General features: G+C 45.3%; 2 protein-coding genes. Both read right to left on the bottom strand.

Going from position 1 to position 1291, the window contains the following annotated elements:
* Window positions 1-280: 280 nt before the first annotated feature.
* Window positions 281-481, bottom strand: a complete 201-nt coding sequence (locus tag BMX44_RS17055; RefSeq protein WP_177167807.1) for a hypothetical protein — start codon at window positions 479-481, stop codon at window positions 281-283.
* A 63-nt stretch (window positions 482-544) separates the two neighbouring features.
* A complete protein-coding gene (locus BMX44_RS16375; RefSeq protein WP_090635009.1) occupies window positions 545-1183 on the bottom strand; it encodes a hypothetical protein in 639 nt (212 codons plus the stop codon).
* Window positions 1184-1291: the final 108 nt, after the last annotated feature.

Raw genomic sequence — 1291 nt, 5'->3', positions numbered from 1 at the left:
TGGCGACACGCGGGACAAATGCATGCGTATATCAATTGCCGCATGCCAATTGTTCAAAAAATCCAACAAGTCATGAGCACTGACACCTATATGATGTTTTGTGCCTGCATATAGCTTGCTTGTGAAAACGCCAGTGCCCATGCTTGTTAAATCCCTATTAATTATTACGCTCTTAAAACTGCCTGCCAGCCCAATACCAGAAGAACCGACAGGCAGCCGATCAACAATGAAACAAACGCTATAGATCGATTCCACCTCAACCTTAAAGATTGATATACGCTCACGCGCATCGATCGGCGGTATCACTTCCTTCTGGAGTTAAGTGACTGTTAACTTTTTTTCTGTCGATTACGTTGCAGCTACATTTGGTACATACTGTCCACGCTTCTTCAGGCCAATCTGCACCTGCTTCAAGCACATGGATATAACCGCATGCGCAGTTTTCAAATCCGCATTCGTGTTCATTCAGTTTGTTATCCATTCAAGGACAGCCAGCACAATGAACAGATATCCGATCCAGAAAATCACCGGTATAAAATCCTTGTCATGTTCGTTCTTGTTCATCATGTTTTCCTCCATCACTTGATTGTTTCCGCTTCCAAAGTTTTTCTGCGATTTTCGCCGTCACGTATTTATGCGCCTGGTCAAGCTTCTCAACCGATTCAGCGATTTCTTTTTCGGCTTTCACCAGATCATCGAGCGTTTCTTCGGCAACAAGCCGGGATACAGCCAATTCAGCCTCACTACCCTCTTTCATGATCGATTGCAGATGATTCAAGGCTGTTTTTTCTTTATCCAAAACCTCACGCTGCAATACCTGCGCACAAAAACCGATCTGCATGAACAATTCGTTCACGCAATTAATCCTGTGATCGTCAGGCATCGCTAATAAAATCGAAGGGATAAAATTGGTAGGCAGTAACGTTGAATCCTTGGTCCTATCGTCAAGCCATCGGAAAATTCGATCCGCATTGACGCGCCGGGCTTCAAAGTTTGTGTCAATGTCTTGTGTTTTATCGTTTGAGAAATCCTTAATGCCGGGCAATCTTGCTTTGTTTATTCGCTGATACTCGGAAATAATCATTTCCGCCACAGCTTCGCGGCTCATGCCGGTCGCCCGCCGCCACCTGTCAACGTGGTCTGAAATGATTGCTACCCATGTTTTTTGCGGCATGTGCTGCATGACTTGTTGTCCTTACCTGGCTAAACTGAAACTATGAAAAAATGCCCGCATCCGAAGGGGTAGGTACAGAGAGGAAAAAGGAAATCCCCTCGGTGCGGACGGACAAGA

This window comes from Nitrosomonas marina (genome assembly GCF_900110145.1).
GTDB classification, from domain to species: Bacteria; Pseudomonadota; Gammaproteobacteria; order Burkholderiales; family Nitrosomonadaceae; genus Nitrosomonas; species Nitrosomonas marina.
The sequence above is the reverse complement of the archived record's forward strand: the minus strand, read 5'-3'. Positions and strand labels throughout refer to the sequence as shown.

Coding starts and splice junctions, on each gene's coding strand:
- BMX44_RS16375 (WP_090635009.1), bottom strand. CDS start 1,183: ATGCAGCACATGCCGCAAAAAACATGGGTAGCAATCATTTCAGACCAC.
- BMX44_RS17055 (WP_177167807.1), bottom strand. CDS start 481: ATGGATAACAAACTGAATGAACACGAATGCGGATTTGAAAACTGCGCA.